Source organism: Paraburkholderia sp. BGA-UO-ETr-F21 (assembly GCF_059567925.1).
In genome coordinates, this window is sequence record NZ_JCAQOY010000034.1 from 1 (window position 1) to 20856 (window position 20856).

The window sequence follows — 20856 nt, forward strand, 5'->3', positions numbered from 1 at the left end:
GATCTGCTAATCGACCAGATCACCTGGCTTGATGAACTCGGCGACTTTACTAACGCCATCGCCGGTATTCCCGCGTCGAAATTGCGCTCGCTGGCCACTCAGGCCATGAGCCTGGACGCGGCGAATCTGAAAAAGGACACCCTGCCCGAGAAGCGCTACACGCTGATCGTGGCATTGCTCAACCGCATGCGGGTTCGCGCCCGTGACGATCTCGCCGACATGTTCGTGCGCCGCATGGGGGCGATTCACAAACGGGCGAGCGAAGAACTGGAGGTGATCCAGCGCCGGCAGCGCACGCAGGTGGAAGACCTCGTGGTTCTGCTCGACGGTGTGGTCGACATCCTCGCCGATCAATCCGATGAGACAATCATCGCGCAGTCGATCCGCAAATGGCTCGCGCCCAAGGGCGACCTCGAACCATTGCGCGAGAGCTGTGCGGCAGTGCGTGCAGTCAGCGGCGGCAATTACCTGCCTTTGCTATGGAAACATTTCCGCGCGCATCGCTCGGTCATCCTGCGTCTTGCCCGTACGCTTGAGTGGGACTCGACCAGCCCAGTGCGAACGCTGCTCGATGCACTTGATGTGGTCCTGGAAAACGAAACACGGCATCGGGAATGGATCGATGTCAACGTTGACGTGAGCTTTGCGGCGCCGCGCTGGCGCAAGCTCATACGGCGCTCGCACGGTGATGGCGCGCCGACCAACCGGCGCTATCTCGAACTATGCGTCTTCTCGTACATGGCCGAGGAACTACGCGTCGGTGACCTGTGCGTGTCCGGTTCGGATGCGTATGCCGACTATAGGGCTCACCTGCTCTCGTGGCGGGAATGCGAGCAGCGATTGCCCGATTATTGCGCGAAGGTCGGATTGCCCGAGAATGGACAGGACTTCGTTGCCCAACTGCGGCAGTGGCTCAGCGAGACAGCGCGCAAGCTGGATGACGACTTTCCGCACAAACGCGAACACGTCACGATCGGTCAGAACGAAGAGCCGATCCTGCGCAAAACCGTGGCCCGCGAAATTCCGGCCAGCGCGATCGCGCTACAGGAGCGACTCAACGCGCGGCTGCCGACCCGCAACGTGCTGGACATACTTGCCAACATCGAACACTGGACGCATTTCACGCGGCACTTCGGACCACTTTCCGGTATCGATCCGCAGATCCGCAAGGCGGCCGAGCGGTATCTGCTGACGATTTTCGCGATGGGCTGCAATCTCGGCCCGACCCAGGCTGCCCGCCACCTCGACACCGATGTGACGGCGCAAATGCTGTCGTTCGTCAACCGACGGCACATGAGCCTCGATAAGCTCGAAACCGCGCAGCGCGAACTGATCGAACTGTACCTGCGGCTCGATCTACCAAAGCACTGGGGTGATGGCAAGACGGTCGCTGCGGATGGTACCCAGTACGATTTCTACGACAACAACCTGCTGGCTGGGTATCACTTCCGCTATCGAAAGATGGGCGCGGTGGCGTACCGGCACGTCGCCGACAACTACATCGCGGTGTTCAGGCATTTCATCCCGCCCGGCGTGTGGGAAGCTATCTACGTAATCGAGGGACTGCTCAAGGCTGGCCTGTCAGTCAAGGCCGACACGGTCCATGCCGATACGCAGGGCCAGTCGGCCGCCGTGTTTGCCTTCACGCATCTGCTCGGGATCAAGCTGATGCCGCGGATCCGCAACTGGAAGGATCTCGTGCTGTATCGGCCGGGCGACGATGCGAAATATAAGCACATCGACAAGCTCTTCACGGCGACCATCGACTGGGAACTGATCCAGCGCCACTGGCAGGAACTGATGCAGGTCGCGCTGTCGATCCAGGCAGGCACGATTTCGTCACCGTTGCTGTTGCGCCGTCTCGGTTCCGAAAGCAGGAAGAACCGGCTCTATCTCGCGGCGCGCGAACTCGGTAACGTCGTGCGCACGGTCTACCTGCTCGAATGGATCGGCAGTCGCGAACTGCGTCAGGAAGTGACCGCGAACACCAACAAGATCGAGTCGTATAACGGCTTCGCGAAGTGGCTGTCGTTCGGCGGCGACGTGATTGCCGAGAACGAGCCGGAAGAGCAGCAGAAACGGCTGCGCTACAATGATCTGATTGCATCGGCCGTGATCCTGCAGAACACGGCGGACATGATGCGCGCGCTGCGTGACATGGTGGCCGAAGGCGAGAAAATCCGCCCTGAGGACGTCGAATTCCTGAGCCCTTATCCGACGCATAACATTCGCCGGTTCGGGCGCTACCGGCTGCACTTGGATCGCGCGCCAGAGAGCTGGATCAACGATGTGCTGTTTGGTCAGGCGGCACGCCCTGGTGATGAGATGAGGTAACGACTGCATGAGCGCAAGAGCCGCGGTGACCGCGACGCCCTATGGTGAGGTGGACGCCGCCGCGCTGGAAGCACTGGAATCGGGCTACGACACGACGCGGCTACTGGACGCCGTGAGCACGCTCGATGAGGTGCGTATCAGCCTTTACGACCCGGAAGGCCTGCGGGACGATCTGTTGCACCTGCACAGCATCGCCCACACGCTCGTCAACGGCGCCGGGCTGACCATCGGCGCACAGGACGAGCCGTTCGTTGATCAGGTCTCGGACGTGATCGACCAAATCGACCAATACGTTGCCGATCTGCTGGCGATTCGCGACGTGCTGCAGCCTCTGGAGGCCCTTCGCCCTGATGACACGAATTGTCTCGACGGCCGCTGAGTTGCTCGCCGACGGGCACATCGCGGCGCTCCGGTCGTCCACCCAACCCACTTGCGGACATTCAAGCGTCGGTTACGCCGCTGACAGCGGACTTGGTACTCTCTTCCAAGTAAGTCGACGGCCTGCGCCAGAACATTATTCCACGGACATGTGGACCCGATGCTCTTGCATCGCTGATGCGCGTGAACAGCACCCTGTAGCCGGCGTCAATCAATGAGTGTCCGGTGGTTGGCCCAATTCATTTGACACCTGCGCGTCCAGAGCGATCTGCCTGCGAAGCGCTTCGAAGCGCTCCAGTACATTGTCTCCGAAAAGCGGATCGGGGCTAGCCGATACGGCCGCATCGACTGCAGCCCAGTCCTGTTCTGTCAGCACCCGCGCAGCGCGAGGCATCACGTCTCGCTCCTCAGTGGAAAGGTGGTGACGATAGTATATAAGATACGTGGCCGTGGCCGCCTCCAGAGCGGCGCGCGGGATTACAACATCTCCCGCGGCTTCATCGATGCGAATCAGGAGTTCATCGCCGGCCGTGGCAATCACGCGATGCTCCTGCAGAAGGCGGTTCACCACGATTTGAGTCCCGGGATCCCGTTCAGCAAGCCGCGCGTACGCAACATCCTCTCGCGGATGGTGAACACGATCGGAAAAATTCCGCATGTAGTAAAGGATATCTCCCATGAGAGCGTAATTCGGGCTTTCGCCCCGGTAGAGTTCAGCTACCTGTTCTTCCAGAATGTCGAGTAGCCGGGCGAAATTAATGTGCTCGGTGTGCCATACGGCAAGTGGGTCGGCCATGGCGTGCTCCATTGAATCGATCAAGTACACGATAGACCGTCTGGACGAAAGCGCAAATGCATTCCTCGTGGCGAGGTCGACAACGCCCAGCGCGATCAGTGCAATTGAAATACTACTGGTTGCAACCTGAGAAGGACTGACACAGGTCAATCCACTGCGGCATCAGTGCGCGGAGCTCCTGCAGGACCACACGACTGGAGCGTGACTCGCGTGCTACATGCACTTCGGCCGCGTACAAGGCAGCCGACACGACAGTACCGAAGGCAACTGTCCCATGGCAGCGCGTCGTTCCGCCGCAGTCGCATATGGCCGGAAGGGGTTGTCTTCTGCCTGACGCAACCTGTCTGTCCTGCGGCGCTACATTCCGCCGCGATTTGCATCGGGCAGTGTTCGGCCAACAAGGACCAGTTGGCGGCGTAGCTTCGAACTATCGCACCTCCGCCCGTTTCGGACATTCGGGTACCCACGCGGTCGCAACCGTCGGATGGTCTCTGAACCGGATTCAATCATTATACGATTTGTTGATCGTCAACGATTCCTTGTCCCACCGCAGGATGTTCCTGACTCTCTGGCTCGTGCACGCTGATCCAAAGCAAAAGATCTGTCCGTCGTTGGCGCAATTGATTGCGTCCGCCTGAGGATAGCCAACCTTGCACAAGGCGCCAGCGCAAACTTCTCAAGGAAGGTGCCTGGTAAGATGAGTCCCATCGACAGTGCCTGGCTCGGTACGCCGAAACGTGTTCGCTGTGGATCGCACTTCGACACCATTAAGGTTCCTGTCAATGCGCTCGTCAGAGTATGGAGGCTGATCGCAACCACTGCTTGAACTCAAGATACGCGACAATAAAACGAGATCGATAGGGTTCGGAATGCGCGAAATGTCGATTTGAAAACACTGCTTTCCGATAGATTCTCATCGTGGTGTGAACCCATTCGACAGTTGCCGGCAATCCGTCACGCGCGATGAGAAACTCGATACGTGAACGATCTTCAATTGGCTCACCTCGTGATTCACGTTGAATTGCCACCCCAGCCTTCCTGTACGATCACAATGCATCAATCAGATAATTCTGCGCGCAAGCATGGTGCGGATCTCCCCGATTGCTTTTGCCGGATTCAGTCCTTTGGGGCAAACATCCGTGCAGTTCAGGATCGTGCGACATCGGAACAGACGGTAGGGGTCATCGAGATTATCCAGCCGTGCGGCAGTTCCTTCGTCGCGGGAATCGACCAGAAAGCGATAAGCCTGTAGCAACCCTGCCGGACCGACGTATTTATCCGGGTTCCACCAGTACGAAGGGCACGCGCTCGAGCAACATGCGCACAGGATACATTCATAGAGACCGTCGAGTTGATCACGTTCCTCCGGCGACTGGAGCCGCTCTCGCTCGGGGGGCGGGGTATCGTTGATCAGGTACGGCATGATCGAATGGTACTGCTTGAAAAATGCGGTCATATCGACGATCAGATCGCGTACGACTGGTAAGCCGGGTAACGGTCGCAACACCGTGTGGCTGGGCAGATTGTTGAGATTGGTCGTGCAGGCGAGTCCGTTCTTGCCATTGATGTTCATAGCGTCAGAGCCGCATACTCCCTCACGACAGGAACGCCGGAAGCTGAGCGTCTCGTCCTGCGCTTTCAGGCGAATTAGTACATCCAGTAGCATCCGGTCATTCACCGTCACCTCTATCTTAAAGACCTGCGCATGAGGCGTGGCATCCGTATCTGGATCGTATCGGTAGATCTCGAATGTTCTTGTATCACTCACAACGTCTCTCCAATCAGGTGGCAGGCTGCGCAGCACCGGACGGTTGGCCGACGTTGCTGTTGCGTCGATCTGTTACTCGCCATAGCATGCTTAGACGGCTATCAGACATCGAGCGAACACCTCGCAGAAGTCATTGCATGCATCGTAATCCAGTTGCTGCCATCGTCAGCCCACACTGTGTGTCGGCTACCGCCGGAAAAAGGCGCGATATCGAAGAGCTCCGTGCTGTGATCGAAATGGTCCGCCTTGCTGCCGGCTCCCGTTTGACCGATAGCCAGATGAAGGTAGCTGCCGTGCGCTATCCGATACGTTAACGAACCGTCACCGGATCGCGGAACCCGACCACGAGTGACTGGCCGCGACGCACCATTAGCGTTCGACTAACTTGACGTCGTATCCGGCGTCAGCGAACGCAACCAGAAACTCTTCGGCAAACAGCCATGAGTCAACTTTTACGGTCCTCGCATCGACATCAACGTCGACCTTTGCATCTGGTTCGACTGTGCGCATGGCCCGGGTAAGGACAGCCGCATCGTTGTCCCCCTTCATCTGCCCGACTCTGAACATCATGTCCTGCTCCGTCAATCGGTGAATTCAGACGCTGCGTGACTGCCGTTCTGCCCCGTAGCAGTCAGCACCATGGTTCCCAGCCTTCCGGCAGAGAACACCCGTACCCGACGAATGCGAATGCCAGGGAAGCGTCTCTGGCACTCGCGGACTTCCAATGATCTGTTGCGATATGCTGTACATCATAACGTGATATATTGGGGAATACACCTGGATTTCAGGTGAATTTCGTTGCAATCCAGATTGAGCAGGCGCGTTAGCTGAGTCATTGATCTGCATCAATCCGACCATGCCATTAATGGCTTTTCATACTACGATGGGACGGGAGGATGGCGCAGCGTGCACGATTCAACCTCGACGCTGTCTGCCACTCGCGAAGGCATGTTGCGATTCCTCAGGGGCGCATATTTGGGAGACCATGTTGAGGATTACAGAACCTGTCACGGAACCGCGACCAACAGCCGATTTGGGTCTTTCCGTTCTGCGCCTGGGCTTCCGACCGTTCTATCTCAGCGGTGCACTTTTTGGCTTTATTGCAGTAGCGCTCTGGCTGATCGCGTTGCGTGGCTACCCGATCGCAGGCTCTTCGCCTGCCATGAATGGTGTGCTCTGGCACGCTCACGAAATGATCTTCGGCTTCATCGCCGCGATCGTGGTGGGATTTCTGCTTACTGCCGTGCGTGCCTGGACAACCCTCGAAACGCCACGAGGCGTAGCGCTCGCGGGACTGTGGCTTCTGTGGGTAGCGGGACGCGTGCTGGTCTGGACAGGCCCGGAACCCATCGCAGCCATCGTCGATTGCGCCTTCCTTCCGGTTGTCGCGATTGTGCTGTTACGGGTGCTGATCACGGCACGCAACCGTCACAACATTTTTCTGCCCGTGGCACTAGGACTCTTTGGTTTGCTGAACGTCTGTTTTCATTGGTGGGCGTGGCAGGAACGTCCCGACCTTGCAATACGGGCGTCTTACGCAGCAATCGGACTCGTGGTGATGTTCGTCACTGTCATTTCGGGCCGCGTGGTACCGATGTTTACCACGAACGCCATTCCCGGATTCCGGATGACGCGCTGGAAGGTGATCGAGAAACTCGCAGTGCCGACCGTCATATTGGCATTTGTTGCGGATGCAACAAATGCCGCGCCGTGGTTCATCGTGGCATGCGCCTGCGCCGCAGCGACTGTCCATGGAATCAGAATTGCCGGATGGCATTCGTGGCGAGTGGGGCCTCGGCCGATTCTCTGGATCCTGCATGTCGCCTATGCGTGGATTCCGATCGGTTTTGCGTTGCTTGCCCTGGCGGCCGCAGGCGCCGTCCCGCATTCGCTTGCGATTCATGCCCTGACGATCGGAGCGATAGGGTGCGCCATTATCGCGATGATTACCCGCACCGCGCTTGGACACACCGGGCGCCCGCTCGTTGCGGGACGAGCCGAGATAGCGAGTTACTGGCTGATGATCGCCGCGGCAATCGTGCGGGTTTTCGGCCCCTGGTTCGCCAGCGGCGCCACAGCCGTCTGGATCGACATAGCCGGCATATGCTGGTCTGTCACGTTGATCACCTACCTGGTCAAATATGTGCCCTTCCTGACGGCGTCCCGTATCGATGGCAAAGCAGGCTGACAGGTTATCACCGTGCTGAGTCAAATTAGGTGCGTGGCGAATTCCGAGGATTGTTGTTATGCAATGTGCATGAAGAGAGTGCCGGGCGTGGTCGAGAAAAATTGTCCCCGTTCCAGAGACCACAAGAATCCAGACGTAGGCTTTCCAGATTTCAATCTATCGGCGAGTGTCATGAAAACAATCAGAGTGCCCACAATTCTGGACAACCCGCGTAGACTTCGAGCATCGAGCGCCATGGAGTCGATCAGATGAGCCACTTTATCGATCGCCTGAAGTACTTCTCCACATCGAGGCCAACCTTCTCCGAAGGCCATGGGATGACAACCCATGAAGACCGTGGATGGGAGGACGCCTACCGGCAACGGTGGCAGCATGACAAGATCGCGCGCTCGACCCACGGCGTCAACTGCACAGGTTCGTGTTCGTGGAAGATTTATGTCAAAAGCGGCATCGTCACTTGGGAAACCCAGCAGACCGATTATCCCCGCACCCGTCCGGATATGCCGAATCACGAGCCGCGTGGCTGTGCCCGCGGTGCGTCCTATTCGTGGTATCTCTACAGCGCAAATCGCCTTAAATATCCGCTGATTCGCAGTGCACTGCTCAGGCAGTGGCGCGCCAAGCGCCTGACGCTCGCGCCGGTGGAAGCGTGGAGCGCGATCGTGGATGATCAGGAAGCCCGCGCCTCGTATATGCATCGCCGCGGACTGGGTGGCTTCGTTCGCTCAAGCTGGGATGAAGTGAACGAGATGATTGCGGCGGCAAACATCCACACCATCAAACGACACGGCCCGGACAGGATTATCGGGTTTTCACCAATACCCGCAATGTCGATGGTGTCCTACGCGGCAGGCAGTCGCTACCTGTCATTGATCGGCGGCGTCAGTCTGAGCTTCTACGACTGGTACTGCGACCTGCCGCCCGCGTCGCCGCAGACGTGGGGCGAACAGACCGACGTTCCCGAATCGGCCGACTGGTACAACTCCACTTTCATTATGTTGTGGGGGTCTAACGTGCCGCAAACGCGCACCCCCGACGCTCACTTCATGACCGAGGTACGCTATCGCGGCGCCAAGGTCGTATCGATCTTCCCCGATTATGCCGAGGGCGCGAAGTTTGGCGACATCTGGCTGCACCCCAAACAGGGCACGGACGCAGCGCTCGGTCTCGCGATGGGTCACGTCGTGCTGAAAGAGTTTCACGTCGCCGGCAGGAGCGCGTATTTCTCCGACTACTGCCGGCGTTATACCGACATGCCGCTGCTCGTGCGCATCGTCAAACAGGGCGAACACTATGTGCCCGAACGACTCCTGAGAGCAGACGAGCTCGATGATGTGTCCGGCCAGGGGAACAACGCCGCCTGGAAAACTGTCGCGTTCGACGAATTGAGTGGCAAGCTTGTCACACCAATCGGATCTATCGGCTTTCGCTGGGGGCAGAAGGAAGGTGGCGACGCCGGCAAATGGAATCTGAAAGAAGAGGATGTCCACGGCAATCCGATCCGTCCGGTCATGTCGTTCGTGGAGAAGCACGACGAGACGATCGACGTGGCCTTCCCCTATTTCGGCAATGTCGAACACACTCACTTCACTCATACCGGTCATGCGGGCGTATTGCCGCGCCGTATTGGCGTACGCAAAATCGCCACCCGCGCCGGTGAAATTCTGGTTGCGACAGTTTACGACCTGTTCCTTGCCAACTATGGCGTGGACCAGGGACTCGGCGGCCCGAACGTCGCGGCCGATTTCGACGATGACATTCCGTACACGCCCGCGTGGCAGGAGAAAATTACCGGCGTCAAACGGCACGAAGTCATCGCCGTTGCGCGCGAATTCGCCGATAACGCCCAAAAGACCGAAGGCAAGTCGATGGTGATCGTCGGCGCCGGCTTGAACCACTGGTTCAATATGGACATGAGCTACCGCTCGATCATCAACCTGCTCGTCATGTGCGGCTGCGTCGGCAAATCCGGCGGCGGCTGGTCTCACTATGTCGGCCAGGAAAAGCTCCGGCCGCAAACCGGCTGGCTGCCGCTGGCATTCGCGACCGATTGGTACAGGCCGGCGCGCGTCATGAACGGCACGTCGTTTTTCTATGCGCATACCGATCAATGGCGCTACGAAACGATGAAAGTCACCGAACTGCTATCGCCGCTCGCCGATGGCAGCGGGTTCGCCGACAGCCCGATCGACTACAACGTCCGTGCCGAACGGATGGGCTGGCTGCCGTCCGCGCCACAGTTCAGGACCAATCCGCTCGAACTCGGCCGGGCATCGGTCGGCTCCGACCCCGCCGCTTATGTCGCGAAGGGTCTGAAGGACGGCTCGCTTGAGATGTCGTGCGTCGATCCCGACGCAGCGGAAAATTTTCCGAGAAACCTGTTTGTCTGGCGCTCGAACCTGCTCGGTTCGTCGGGTAAGGGACATGAGTATTTCCTCAAACATCTGCTCGGCGCCGAGCATGGCGTGCAGGGAAAAGATCTGGGCGCAGGCGCCGGCATCCTGCCCAAAGAGGTGAAGTGGCACGAGAAAGCGCCTGAGGGCAAGCTCGATCTCGTCGTCACGCTCGACTTCAGAATGTCCACCACCTGCCTGTATTCGGACATCGTGCTGCCGACCGCCACCTGGTACGAGAAGGACGATATGAACACGTCCGACATGCACCCCTTCATCCACCCGCTGTCGGCGGCCGTCGACCCAGCGTGGCAATCCAGAAGCGACTGGGAAATCTATAAAGGCATCGCGCAAAAGTTCTCTGAACTGGCCGAAGGCCATCTCGGCGTGGAGCGCGACATCGTGATGTCGCCGCTCCAACACGACAGCGCCGGCGAAATCGCCCAGACCGACGGCATTGCCGACTGGGGTCACGACGAGTGCGATCCGGTTCCCGGAAAAACGATGGGAAGCATTGCGGTGGTCGAACGGGACTATCCGAATACCTGGCGCAAGTTTACCTCGCTCGGACCGCTGCTCGACTCGCTCGGCAACGGCGGTAAAGGCATTACGTGGCAAACCGGCGAGGAAATCGAACAGCTTCGAGAATTGAATTACCCGGTTACCGACGCGGGCGTTTCGCACGGGCGACCGCAGATTCTTTCGGCGATCAATGCGGCCGAAGTGATTCTGTCGCTCGCCCCGGAAACCAACGGTGCCGTCGCGACCAAAGCATGGCAAGCCTTGTCGGCGCTCACGGGCACCGATCACACGCATCTCTCTCGCGCTCGCGAGGACGAAAAAATCCGGTTCCGGGATATTCAGGCGCAGCCGCGCAAGATCATCTCGTCGCCGACATGGAGCGGGATCGAATCCGAACACGTGTCCTATAGCGCCAGCTACACGAATGTGCATGAGCTGATTCCCTGGCGCACCCTGTCCGGACGCCAACAGCTGTATCAGGACCACGCGTGGATGCGCGACTTTGGCGAGTCGCTCTGTGTCTACAAGCCGCCGATCGATACACGCAGCACCACCGGCATGGCCGGCAGCCGCTCAAACGGAAACGCGGAAATCGCGCTGAATTTCCTGACCCCTCATCAGAAGTGGGGCATTCACAGCACCTACACCGACAACCTGTTGATGCTGACGCTGTCGCGCGGCGGCCCGATCGTCTGGATCTCCGAGATCGATGCCAGAAAGATTGGCGTGGTCGATAACGACTGGATCGAGGCGTTCAATCTGAACGGTGCACTGACCGCTCGCGCCGTGGTCAGCCAGCGCATTCCGGTGGGTGCCGTGATGATGTATCACGCGCAGGAAAAGATTATCAATACACCGGGCTCCGAAGTCTCCGGGGTCCGTGGAATTCACAATTCCGTCACGCGCGTCATGCCGAAACCAACCCACATGATCGGTGGCTATGCGCAGCTCTCGTACGGTTTCAACTATTACGGCACGGTCGGCTCCAATCGCGACGAATTTGTGATCGTCCGCAAGATGCAAATAATCGACTGGAAGGATGAGTCGACGCCCGCGTCGGTGCTGTCGGCGGCCGAAGCCGCGCGTCATCAGCACACACTCGCCCACGGCGCGCCGACACTTGCGATGGCCGATGATGAGACTGGAGAGAAGCCATGAAAATCCGCGCGCAGATCGGTATGGTGATGAATCTGGATAAATGCATCGGCTGCCATACCTGCTCCGTCACCTGCAAGAACGTCTGGACTTCGCGCGAGGGCATGGAGTACGCGTGGTTCAACAATGTCGAAACGAAACCCGGCGTCGGCTATCCGAAGGACTGGGAAAACCAGGATCGCTGGAACGGCGGCTGGAAGCGCAAGACGAATGGCAAGATCGAGCTTCGTGCGGGTAGCAAGTGGCGTGTGCTCGCCAATATTTTCGGCAACCCGAACCTGCCGGAGATCGACGACTACTACGAGCCGTTCACGTTTGATTATGCGCATCTGCACGATGCACCCGACGTCAAGGTCGGGCCGGTCGCCCGACCGCGTTCGCTGATTACCGGCGAACGTCTGGAGAAAATCCAGTGGGGCCCGAACTGGGAAGAAATTCTCGGTGGGGAATTCGAAAAGCGTAAGCAGGACTACAACTTCGATCAGGTGCAGACCGACATCTTTGGTGAGTTCGAGAACACCTTCATGATGTACCTGCCGCGCCTCTGCGAGCACTGCCTGAATCCCGCGTGCGTGGCCTCCTGCCCCTCCGGCGCTATCTACAAACGGGAGGAAGACGGCATCGTTCTGATCGACCAGGACAAGTGCCGCGGCTGGCGGATGTGCGTGTCCGGGTGTCCTTACAAGAAGATCTATTACAACTGGCAAAGCGGCAAGTCGGAGAAGTGCATTTTCTGCTATCCGCGTATCGAGGCGGGCCAGCCGACGGTGTGCTCGGAAACCTGCGTCGGCCGGATACGCTATCTCGGCGTTCTACTGTACGACGCCGACCGGATCGAGGAAGCCGCATCGGTCAAGGACCCACAGGATCTGTACGAAGCGCAACTGTCGATCTTCCTGGATCCGAACGACCCGGCCGTGCGTGAACAGGCGGCTCGCGACGGCGTACCGGAGAACTGGCTCGAAGCGGCGCGCCATTCACCGGTGTACAAGATGGCGATGGAGTGGAAGATCGCTTTCCCGCTTCACCCCGAATACCGCACCTTGCCGATGGTCTGGTACGTCCCGCCGCTGTCGCCGATCAACTCGGCCACCAACGACGGCCGGCTTGGCATGAAGGGCTTGCTGCCTGACGTCGATTCGCTGCGCATCCCGCTGCGCTATCTGGCCAATCTGCTCACAGCCGGTCGCGAAGCGCCGGTTCGGCTTGCCCTCAAGCGAATGCTGGCGATGCGGGCGTTCATGCGCGAGCGTCATGTCGAACGTCGCGAGAGCCCGGAATTGCTCAGCGAAGTCGATCTGAGCAGCGCGCAAGTCGACGAGATGTATCGGTATCTGGCGATTGCCAATTACGAAGATCGATTCGTGATCCCGACCGCTCACCGCGAATATGCCGAAGATGCCTTCGACCTGCGCGCATCATGTGGCTTCTCGTTCGGCAACGGCTGTTCCGACGGCACCACGGAAACCAGCCTGTTCGGCGGACGCAAGGGCATCAACAAGACACGCAAGACAATCCCAATTCGCGCGGCGGGTGAATAAATGGAAGACAACCTTCTGATTTTCAGCATGTTGGGCGCGCTGCTGGACTATCCCGATCAAACACTGATCGTAGCGCTCGACGAGATTCGCGCCGCGCTGGCCGGGCATGCCGGCTTGCCGTCGGACACGCGCGCGGCCTTGATCGATCTGGTCGACCGATTGTCGGCGCGGCCGCTGCTGGATCTGCAGGAAGACTACGTCGAAATCTTCGACCGTGGCCGGGCCACTTCGCTCTATCTGTTTGAACACGTTCACGGCGAGTCGCGCGAACGTGGGCAGGCAATGGTGGATCTGCTCGCCATGTACGAAGCGAAGGATCTGTATCTCGGCGCCGGTGAATTACCCGACTACCTGCCGGTTTTCCTCGAGTTTCTGTCTCATGAAACGCCCGCGCAAGCGCACGCGCTGCTTGGCGAAATTGCCGATATCAACCGGCAGATTGCGACCAGTCTGGCTGAGCGCGGAACACCGTATTTCGCAGCCGTTGCGGCATTGTTGCCACTCGCCGGCGAGCCGCCGCTGGCGAACGCGAATACGACCGTGTGCGACACCACCATGACGCGCGAGGTCGACGGCGAAGCGCTCGATCGCGAGTGGCAGGAGGAGCCGGTGAGCTTCCTGGGTGCGCAAGCGCCTTTATCCAGGGAGCCCCAGCCAATCCAGTTTTATGACAAAAGACCGTCACGTTAACCAGAAACGGCGGACTTCCATGCTCACATTCCGCGCATTAGAGAACAGGATCCCGGCTGGAGAAACCTCATGAGTCAGCACTTCGTCAACGCACTGCTGTTTGGCATCTATCCGTACGTGTGTCTCGCGATCTGGTTGCTCGGCAGCCTGATCCGTTTCGATCGCGAGCAGTACACCTGGAAGAGCGATTCGTCGCAACTGCTCAGACGCCGTCAACTGCGCCTTGGAAGCAATCTGTTCCACGTCGGCGTATTGATTGTGATCGGCGGCCACTTCGCAGGATTCCTTGCGCCTCACTGGATGGTGTCGCCATTCCTGAACGCCTCCCAGCATCAATGGCTTGCGGTGATGGCGGGCGGCATCGCGGGTATCGTCGCGATCGTCGGACTGTCGATCCTGCTGTACCGACGCCTGTCCGATCCGCGCATTCGCATCAATAGCGCCCATGCGGACATCCTGGTGCTGGCGATACTGTGGTTACAACTGGCACTCGGGCTGGCCACCATTCCACTGTCTTTGGCTCATATGGACGGCGCGATGTTCGAAATTCTGAGCGACTACGTGAAAGGCGTCGTCACGTTTCAACCAGGTGCCGCCGATCTCATCATCCAGGCACCGCTCGTCTACAAAGTCCATATCGCGCTCGGCTTTACGATTTTCCTCGTTTCCCCGTTCACCCGCCTCGTCCATATCTGGAGTGGCATGGCCACGCTGGGTTTCCTGGTTCGGCCTCACCAGATCGTCCGTAAGCGCTAACTCGAGGAATTTCCCATGTCGGCAAACCGCGATATTTCACCCGTGCCTAACACCCTTGACGTACTTAGCGTCAACGATGCCGTGATCGAAGTCGCCGCCATTGCAGCGGAATCCGCGTTGCACGCGGACGAGCCCGATCCCGACCACGCTGCGCGACGGGCGCTGGTCGTACGTGAACTGCTGGCCCAGCGCGCCGTTGCAACAGGTCTGTTGGCGAACGGCGCCGATCTCGACGATGAGACCATTGACCATCTGCTGGAACTGGAATGCACGACGCCAGTCCCGTCCACCGAAGAATGCCAGCGCTACTACGCAGCGAACATGCAGAAGTTCCGCAGTCCGGACCTGGCCTTTGCGCGCCACATCCTCTTTGCGTTGACCGAAAAGGCAGCGATGACACGGGTCCGCGCACGCGCCGAAGAAGCGCACCGTGAGCTCGCGCAGCACCACGACCGGTTCGACGCGCTCGCCCGGACGTTATCCAATTGTCCGTCCGGGCAGGTCGGCGGAAATCTGGGGCAGTTGACCCGCGGCGAGAGCGTGCCGGAATTCGAGGCGGCAATTTTCGGCAGCCAGCACATCGGCCTGTTACCGGGGCTCGTCAATACGCGTTATGGCTTCCATATTGTCTGGATAGAGCGTCGCATCGCGGGTGAATCCCTTCCGTTTGAAGCGGTGAAAGCGACCATCGAACGCTATCTCTCCGAGCATGTCCGGCACAAGTCGATCCAGCAATATTTGAACCTGCTGGCATCCAGCGCCGAACTGGGCGGCATCGCTCTGGATGTGCGCCCGGGCCTGTTGCTGCAATAGTGATTTGCCGTGCCGATTGCAGCGTATCTACGCTGGGCATCTGCATTCGGCACGCGCCCATCGCCCCCACATTGATCGATGACGTCCGCGTGCAACCGTCAGCCTTGTCCTGCCATGGAGCCGTTATGAGTTCACAAAGAAGTCCCATATTGGTTCTATGTGTCACGACTTTGGCATTTCTGGTCTGCTTTGTCGTCTGGATGATGTTCGGCGTACTCGGCATCGGGCTTCGAACCGAACTTGGACTGAACAGTACCGAATTCGGCATGCTGACGGCCACGCCGGTTCTGACTGGCGCGCTCCTGCGCGTGCCGTTGGGCGTCTGGACGGACCGCTTTGGCGGTCGCGTCGTGATGACGCTACTGCTCGTCCTCTGTGCCATCCCGGTCTTTCTGATCGCATACGCGACGGCGTTCTGGCAATTTCTTGCGATTGGCCTGTGCCTCGGCGCCGTCGGCGCATCGTTCGCGGTGGGAACACCGTATGTCGCGCGGTTCTTTCCGCCCGAAAAACGTGGTTTTGCGATGGGTTTCTTTGGGGCCGGCACCGTCGGCGCCGCGGTGAATCTTTTCGTCACGCCTTCGTTGGAGGCAGCATGGGGCTGGCGGGCCGTCCCGAAGATCTATGCGCTGGCGCTCCTCGTCACTGCGCTGATATTCTGGCTGGGCTCCGCGACCGACCCGGGCGCAGGTAAATCGGCGGGGCCATGGTACAGGCAGTTCCAGGTTCTGAAGAACCCCAAGATATGGAAGTACTGCCAGTACTATTCGATCTGCTTCGGCGGGTTCACCGCGTTATCACTGTGGATTCCACAATATCTGAAGGGCGAATTCGGCTTTTCGGTCGTCACTGCCGCGGCGTTAGCCGCCGGCTTTTCGCTGCCCGGATCGGTATTGCGCGCGCTGGGTGGCACCCTGTCCGACCGCTTCGGTGCGCATAAGGTAACGTGGTGGGGATTGTGGGTCGCGTGGATATGTTTATTCCTGTTGTCGTACCCGGACACCTCTTTCCTGGTGAGCACGGTCAACGGCCCGCGCAGCTTTCACATCCATCTGGGCGTCCCGGTTTTCATCGGACTTCTGTTCATTCTTGGCGTGGTGTTCGCGTTCGGTATGGCGTCGACGTTCAAGTACGTTGCCGACGATTTTCCGGAGCAGATGGGCGTCGTCACCGGCATCGTTGGACTGGCTGGCGGACTGGGTGGCTTCCTGCTACCGATCTTTTTCGGTGTGGTTCTCGACTGGCTTGGCGTTCGCTCGAGTTGCTTCATGTTTCTGTATGGCATCGTCTGGGTGTCGCTGATTCTGCTGTATCAATCCAGCGTGCGACAGGTCCGCATCGACGGAACAGCTCCGCAGTGACTGGATGAACAACCGACGTACTGTGTCCTACCGACACGGCATCACATGGATGATTGATGATGGGTATTTCAAGTTTTGATGAGCTGATTCGCGTCGCGCGGCAACAACCCGAACCTCAGCGATTGTTATTCGTCTTTACCACGGTTGAGTTGCCCGACGACTGCACACCCGAACAGCAGGCCCGCTTTCACGCAGGTCAGGGTGGCGCGTTGACGCCTCTGATGTGCGTGGACAAAACGCCCGAAGAAATCGGCACGTTTAGCGATCTGCTCGAAGAATCGCGACAGGTTCTTCAGGAATGGGAAATCGTCTTCGTCGCAGCGCTGTCGGGAAAAAACGGGTGTGTGCCCCGGACTGAAGACGCCGAGGCGCCGTTGAACTCGATGGTGGAATCGATCAAGGCTGGGTCCATCGGTATGTTCATTCCATTTGATTCGCACGGTCAGCCCGTGCTATTTGGGCCGTCCTGAACAGATTTCTCATTGACTGTGAGGGCCTCGCCAATGACGTGTCTCACATTAAGCGGTTCAGAGCACCACGAAACGATTGGTTCAGCTGCGCGGTTGCGGAATCGAGGGACACCCCGCAGCTGACCGGGTTCAAGCCACGCCCCGGGAAGCCACAAAGCTGCCCGCGTCTGATGCCGGGAGCAGGGAAGAAACGAGCAGGGAAGAAACGAGCATGGACGAAAAGCCACCCAACGATTGGGATCCGAGGTCCGAGGATGTCATGCACGATCAGAGTGCGGCGTATGATGATATGCGACACCGCTGTCCCGTTGCGCATAGTGACTACCTGAACCTGTCCCTGTTCCGCCATGACGATGTCATGCGCGTGCTCAACGATCCTGAAACTTTCAGTAATGCAGTCTCGAGCTATCTCTCTGTGCCCAATGGCATTGATCCTCCCGAGCACAGCCAGTACAGAAGCATTATCGAGCCTTATTTCAGCCCGCAGCGGATGGCGGTCTTTGAACCGGTGTGCCGGGAGATAGCTGCCAGTCTGGTAAATGGACTTTCGAGAGGCGACGAAGTCGAATTTATCGCCCGGTTCGCGCAGGACTTTGCGATGAACATCCAGTGCGCATTTCTGGGCTGGCCAGAGGAATTACGCACGCCGCTTCTTCGCTGGATCCGCAAAAACCGGGAAGCTACACTGACGGGCAACAGAAGGGCTCTCGACCGGGTGGCCGTCGAATTTGATACCTACATCAAGGGTTTGCTGGTGCAACGACGGGAATCGGGCGTGGACGCACCAGACGACATCACGACCAGCCTGTTGCGTGAGCGGATCGGGGACCGCCTGCTGCACGACGAGGAAATTGTCAGCATCCTGCGCAACTGGACCGTCGGCGAACTCGGCACGATTGCGGCGTGCGTGGGAATTCTCGCTCATTACCTCGCCGAGCATCCTGATGTCCAGCAACGGTTGCGGGCGCAGCCGTCATTGTTGCCAAAGGCCATCGACGAAATACTCCGGATCCGCGCACCGCTCATCGCCAACCGCCGCATCAGTACCAGGCCGGCGGGAATCGGCGGTCGCGAGGTACCCGCCGGCCAGCGTATCACGCTCATCTGGGCATCCGCGAACCGGGACGAGACGGTTTTCGGAGACCCTGATGAATTCCGGCTCGACCGCGATCCGGCCAGCAACCTGCTATACGGCTCCGGCATTCATGAGTGTCCGGGTGCGCCGCTCGCCCGGCTCGAACTGCGTATTGGCATGGAAGAACTGCTCGCGCGAACTGCCTGGATTGCGCTCGTCCCGGGAAACCTCCCCAGGAACGCCGTGTATCCAGCGGCTGGCTTTTCTGCGTTGCCATTGCGCATCGAGTGAATGCCCTATTGCTCGACCAGGTCCCCGCTCAAAGTTCCACCGCCCTTGAAGCGCCCAGGAGTGACATCATGGAAGAAACGTCCGCGCTCGCTGAATGGATAATCGAACAGACGGCTGACGCCGTCATCTATGCCGACCGTTCCGGTGCCATCGCGCGCTGGAACCACACTGCAGCAGCGCTGTTCGGCTACAGTGCCGCTGAGGCGCTAGGTCAGAACCTCGATCTGATCATCCCGGAACATCTGCGAGCCGCACACTGGCGCGGCTTCGAAGCGTCGATGACAAGTGGTCGTACAAGACTGCATGGCCGCGCGACGTTGACTCGTGCGATCAGCAAGACAGGTCAGAAGCTTTACGTCGAAATGACGTTCGCGATGGTGAAGAATCACGAGGGTGAGGTGCTTGGCTCGGTCGCAATAGCCCGGGACTTCACCGCGCGTGTCGAGGAGGAAAAATCCGCCGCTCGCCACGGTGGCGAGAGATAGTGCTGCATGACGTCATCCGCGTCAGTCGCTTCGAATGAGGTAGATGTCTCAAGCGGCAACTGATTGTGTGTGGGCATCGTCGAGAGATTGCAACAATTGCCGATGGGGCGGCCACAGTCACATGCCACGTTACCGCGGATGTCCTTCTGACAGGTTCAGATGCGTTCGAGTCCGCCGCGGTCGACAATGTGTATCTGCTTGCCCTTCACCTCGATGAATCCAGCCTTCTGGAACTTCGAGAGAGCGCGGCTAACCGTCTCAAGTTGCAGACCCAGGTAGTTGCCCATTTCCTCGCGCGTCATACGGAGATGGAACTCCGCGGGTGAATAGCCAACCCGCTGCAGCCGCGCGGAGATGTTCAGCAGAAATGCCGCGAGGCGCTCATCGGCATTCATCGAGGCAAGCAACATCAACAGGCCCGACTCCCGAACGATCTCCGCACTCATGATTTTATGTACATGGCGTTGTACGGATGAGACTTCCCTGCACAGGAGCTCGATCAAGTCGAAAGGCATGATGCAGGCAAGACTGTCTTCGAGCGCGATTACGTCACATGCATGTCGGTTCGTGCATATTCCGTCGACACCGAGCGTCTCGCCGACGAGGTGGAATGCGGTGACGTGCTCCCGTCCATCGCGGTGCATGACCATAGACTTGAACGAGCCCGCGCGAACGGAATAGAGGCTCCTGAATGTGTCGCCCATACGATACAAAGGCTGGCCACGCCTGACTGAGCGGACGCCCCGGATCGCAGCGCCGAGCTTGTCAACATCGGCCCGGTCGATACCAGCCGGTATGCAAAGATGATGCAGTGCGCACCCTGAACACGGAGATGTTTCGGTGCGTCGCAGGCTCTCCTCGGTGAATGTGCCGGAATTCTCACGGGCCCGCCATATATTCGTCCTGGCATCGTGTTCGTCGAGTTCCAACATCACACATCCCTCGCCAGATTGCGACGGCAAAATTGCATTTGACCGGAGACGGGCATAGGAACACTCTCTGCGGATAGCTTTTAATAACGATGCAACTTTCGATTCACGAAAACCTCATGCGAAGGAACCTCGGCCCGCCGCTTGTAGTTCAGTTGAATGCATGACGACCACGGCGGAGGTAGATTCAGCTCTGCCGGGCCGCCGCTCTTAGGATCATATATCCCTGATCTGTGAGATTGAGGTACCTCCTACACCCCGACGTCAGCTTCTCGAACGCAATGAGCTGATACTCGAGCAGCGCATCCAGATCGGCAGGGTTCAGATCCTCTCGATCCGGTGTCTCCTTTACAAGCATTAAGGTTGCAAACTCATGCGGACTGAGCATTTTCAGTCTCCTCAGCGATTGAGCGTTCCCGCCTATGCGGCAAGTAGTCAACAGCCCAACCGTCGCAATTGGGTTCGGCGCGATCGGGCACCCTGTGACGGGGGACCGCTAAAGCGTGTTCCTTTTGCGTCACTGTTCTATACAGGATAGAGGATTCCAAAACGCCGTCGACGCGCATTTTGTCGCAGGTGCTGGATTCCGTGTATCAACGGGCAGGCCGTGGGCGAGGCGCTCGTCATGTCATCAAACGACGTAACGAAAAAGTTCACCCCGCCCCTTCGACTGGTCACACAGATAAGGAGGAGGTGACAGTTTCGTTACGCCCCCTGGGCGACGGGGTCTCACAAACCTTCGGCAGCAATCACTTGCGCTCTTAAGATAACTCTTCTTATCTTTATGGCAACGTTTCTGGACTAAACTCCAGGTCATGAAAACGCGCCTGACCTCGACACCTTCGCCTGAACCGCACCGCCTCGATTTTCCTGATGCCGACGAACTCGCCATGCTGCACGCCTGGTACGCC

General features: G+C 58.7%; 17 protein-coding genes. 12 read left to right on the plus strand and 5 right to left on the minus strand.

The annotated features are described in order from the left end of the window. Together AC57B1_RS20300 and tnpC are read left to right on the plus strand one after the other, a co-directional pair. Window positions 1-2334: Tn3 family transposase (locus AC57B1_RS20300; RefSeq protein ID WP_496418458.1), on the plus strand; the 2334-nt coding region annotated here is incomplete at its 5' end. A 7-nt stretch (window positions 2335-2341) separates the two neighbouring features. Further along, a complete protein-coding gene (gene tnpC, locus AC57B1_RS20305; protein ID WP_035483074.1) occupies window positions 2342-2713 on the plus strand; it encodes a Tn3 family transposase post-transcriptional regulator TnpC in 372 nt (123 codons plus the stop codon). Window positions 2714-2923: 210 nt separating this feature from the next. Here the strand turns inward: tnpC and AC57B1_RS20310 are convergent, their stop codons facing one another. The 3 genes from AC57B1_RS20310 to AC57B1_RS20320 all read right to left on the minus strand — a co-directional run bounded on the left by AC57B1_RS20310 (window position 2924) and on the right by AC57B1_RS20320 (window position 5846). Next, window positions 2924-3508, minus strand: coding sequence for a hemerythrin domain-containing protein (locus tag AC57B1_RS20310; RefSeq protein ID WP_035483076.1), 585 nt, complete (start codon window positions 3506-3508; stop codon window positions 2924-2926). Between the two features lie 1060 nt (window positions 3509-4568). After that, complete coding sequence (locus AC57B1_RS20315) at window positions 4569-5276, minus strand: succinate dehydrogenase iron-sulfur subunit (protein ID WP_035483077.1); 708 nt, start codon at window positions 5274-5276, stop codon at window positions 4569-4571. 369 nt (window positions 5277-5645) lie between these two features. After that, entirely contained in the window at window positions 5646-5846 is a 201-nt protein-coding gene (locus AC57B1_RS20320) for a heavy-metal-associated domain-containing protein (RefSeq protein WP_028229409.1), read from the minus strand. A gap of 415 nt (window positions 5847-6261) precedes the next feature. Between AC57B1_RS20320 and AC57B1_RS20325 the strand changes: the two genes are divergently transcribed. The 10 genes from AC57B1_RS20325 (at window position 6262) to AC57B1_RS20370 (ending at window position 19016) form a co-directional block, all read left to right on the plus strand. Further along, window positions 6262-7464, plus strand: coding sequence for an NnrS family protein (locus AC57B1_RS20325; RefSeq protein WP_035483081.1), 1203 nt, complete (start codon window positions 6262-6264; stop codon window positions 7462-7464). A gap of 248 nt (window positions 7465-7712) precedes the next feature. After that, window positions 7713-11537 (plus strand): nitrate reductase subunit alpha, encoded by a 3825-nt coding sequence (locus tag AC57B1_RS20330; protein WP_183804547.1) that lies wholly within the window; start codon window positions 7713-7715, stop codon window positions 11535-11537. Continuing rightward, window positions 11534-13075, plus strand: a complete 1542-nt coding sequence (gene narH / locus AC57B1_RS20335; RefSeq protein ID WP_183804549.1) for a nitrate reductase subunit beta — start codon at window positions 11534-11536, stop codon at window positions 13073-13075. The genes AC57B1_RS20330 and narH overlap by 4 nt, the downstream gene beginning before the upstream one ends. Continuing rightward, window positions 13076-13765 (plus strand): nitrate reductase molybdenum cofactor assembly chaperone, encoded by a 690-nt coding sequence (gene narJ, locus AC57B1_RS20340; protein ID WP_035479269.1) that lies wholly within the window; start codon window positions 13076-13078, stop codon window positions 13763-13765. Between the two features lie 69 nt (window positions 13766-13834). Continuing rightward, the gene (narI, locus tag AC57B1_RS20345) at window positions 13835-14521 is read left to right on the plus strand and encodes a respiratory nitrate reductase subunit gamma (protein WP_496418459.1); all 687 of its coding nucleotides are present in this window, start codon (window positions 13835-13837) and stop codon (window positions 14519-14521) included. Window positions 14522-14536: 15 nt separating this feature from the next. Beyond that, the gene (locus AC57B1_RS20350) at window positions 14537-15334 is read left to right on the plus strand and encodes a peptidylprolyl isomerase (protein ID WP_051224018.1); all 798 of its coding nucleotides are present in this window, start codon (window positions 14537-14539) and stop codon (window positions 15332-15334) included. A gap of 125 nt (window positions 15335-15459) precedes the next feature. Further along, on the plus strand, window positions 15460-16695 hold the full coding sequence (locus tag AC57B1_RS20355) for an MFS transporter (RefSeq protein WP_051224019.1): 1236 nt from the start codon (window positions 15460-15462) through the stop codon (window positions 16693-16695). Between the two features lie 59 nt (window positions 16696-16754). Continuing rightward, complete coding sequence (locus AC57B1_RS20360) at window positions 16755-17165, plus strand: hypothetical protein (RefSeq protein ID WP_035479281.1); 411 nt, start codon at window positions 16755-16757, stop codon at window positions 17163-17165. Window positions 17166-17376: 211 nt separating this feature from the next. Further along, window positions 17377-18531, plus strand: coding sequence for a cytochrome P450 (locus AC57B1_RS20365; RefSeq protein WP_035479272.1), 1155 nt, complete (start codon window positions 17377-17379; stop codon window positions 18529-18531). A 68-nt stretch (window positions 18532-18599) separates the two neighbouring features. Further along, on the plus strand, window positions 18600-19016 hold the full coding sequence (locus AC57B1_RS20370; RefSeq protein ID WP_035479273.1) for a PAS domain S-box protein: 417 nt from the start codon (window positions 18600-18602) through the stop codon (window positions 19014-19016). Between the two features lie 155 nt (window positions 19017-19171). On the opposite strand, the gene AC57B1_RS20375 is transcribed toward AC57B1_RS20370, so the two are convergent. Continuing rightward, the gene (locus AC57B1_RS20375; protein ID WP_244142796.1) at window positions 19172-19948 is read right to left on the minus strand and encodes a helix-turn-helix domain-containing protein; all 777 of its coding nucleotides are present in this window, start codon (window positions 19946-19948) and stop codon (window positions 19172-19174) included. Between the two features lie 184 nt (window positions 19949-20132). Further along, window positions 20133-20333, minus strand: a complete 201-nt coding sequence (locus AC57B1_RS20380; protein ID WP_035479275.1) for a hypothetical protein — start codon at window positions 20331-20333, stop codon at window positions 20133-20135. Between the last annotated feature and the right edge of the window lie 523 nt (window positions 20334-20856).

Bases quoted from the DNA above. Each gene is read 5' to 3' on its own strand.
- narH (WP_183804549.1), top strand. From the start codon at position 11,534: ATGAAAATCCGCGCGCAGATCGGTATGGTGATGAATCTGGATAAATGC.
- AC57B1_RS20355 (WP_051224019.1), top strand. From the start codon at position 15,460: ATGAGTTCACAAAGAAGTCCCATATTGGTTCTATGTGTCACGACTTTG.
- AC57B1_RS20325 (WP_035483081.1), top strand. From the start codon at position 6,262: ATGTTGAGGATTACAGAACCTGTCACGGAACCGCGACCAACAGCCGAT.
- AC57B1_RS20350 (WP_051224018.1), top strand. From the start codon at position 14,537: ATGTCGGCAAACCGCGATATTTCACCCGTGCCTAACACCCTTGACGTA.
- AC57B1_RS20380 (WP_035479275.1), bottom strand. From the start codon at position 20,333: ATGCTCAGTCCGCATGAGTTTGCAACCTTAATGCTTGTAAAGGAGACA.
- AC57B1_RS20370 (WP_035479273.1), top strand. From the start codon at position 18,600: ATGGAAGAAACGTCCGCGCTCGCTGAATGGATAATCGAACAGACGGCT.
- AC57B1_RS20365 (WP_035479272.1), top strand. From the start codon at position 17,377: ATGGACGAAAAGCCACCCAACGATTGGGATCCGAGGTCCGAGGATGTC.
- narI (WP_496418459.1), top strand. From the start codon at position 13,835: ATGAGTCAGCACTTCGTCAACGCACTGCTGTTTGGCATCTATCCGTAC.
- AC57B1_RS20360 (WP_035479281.1), top strand. From the start codon at position 16,755: ATGGGTATTTCAAGTTTTGATGAGCTGATTCGCGTCGCGCGGCAACAA.
- AC57B1_RS20320 (WP_028229409.1), bottom strand. From the start codon at position 5,846: ATGATGTTCAGAGTCGGGCAGATGAAGGGGGACAACGATGCGGCTGTC.
- AC57B1_RS20375 (WP_244142796.1), bottom strand. From the start codon at position 19,948: ATGTTGGAACTCGACGAACACGATGCCAGGACGAATATATGGCGGGCC.
- tnpC (WP_035483074.1), top strand. From the start codon at position 2,342: ATGAGCGCAAGAGCCGCGGTGACCGCGACGCCCTATGGTGAGGTGGAC.
- narJ (WP_035479269.1), top strand. From the start codon at position 13,076: ATGGAAGACAACCTTCTGATTTTCAGCATGTTGGGCGCGCTGCTGGAC.
- AC57B1_RS20330 (WP_183804547.1), top strand. From the start codon at position 7,713: ATGAGCCACTTTATCGATCGCCTGAAGTACTTCTCCACATCGAGGCCA.
- AC57B1_RS20310 (WP_035483076.1), bottom strand. From the start codon at position 3,508: ATGGCCGACCCACTTGCCGTATGGCACACCGAGCACATTAATTTCGCC.